This window comes from Bartonella massiliensis, from assembly GCF_902150025.1.
Lineage (GTDB): Bacteria > Pseudomonadota > Alphaproteobacteria > Rhizobiales > Rhizobiaceae > Bartonella > Bartonella massiliensis.
Map to the genome: position 1 here is coordinate 1 of NZ_CABFVS010000090.1, position 515 is coordinate 515.

Consider the following 515-nt stretch of genomic DNA (forward strand, 5'->3'; position numbering starts at 1 on the left):
TAAATGTATAATTCAAAAAATAACGCAATCGTTTAAGAAAGCCAATAATATAGCTTTAAAAGCATATAATACAAAAGAATTGTTTTATAAGCATATGATAAATATATACACACAATGCATTTAAAAAAATCATAAAAAATATCAAAAAAGATAAAATATTATTTGACAATAAATACGTATTTTGTTATATGAATATTCAAGTGATGAAAACACTTAACCGTAAGCGAATGGGTTGCGATAAACCTAATTCCTATTATAAAAACTGGCTTTCTTTTATGCTGTCATTGGCATATAACGATTTTGTCGGGTGTAGCTATGTTATACAATACCCTTTTATGGGGAAGGCATAGCAACGGACTTACGGCCGTGTTTTCAACACCCGGCGCCTTTATAGGCTGTCAATTGAAAACAATATTAAACCGTAAGGATTTGACTATGACAAATATATCACAAAACACCCCCGTTATCTCTAATATTTCAAATGAAACCGCTTCTGTTAATAAGCAGCAATGTGT

At 30.3% G+C, this 515-nt stretch carries 1 pseudogene; it reads left to right on the top strand.

Annotation, left to right across the window (positions count from 1 at the left end):
- Positions 1-315: 315 nt before the first annotated feature.
- Positions 316-515 (top strand): annotated as a pseudogene (locus FNZ60_RS09915) (hypothetical protein); the annotation flags it as partial.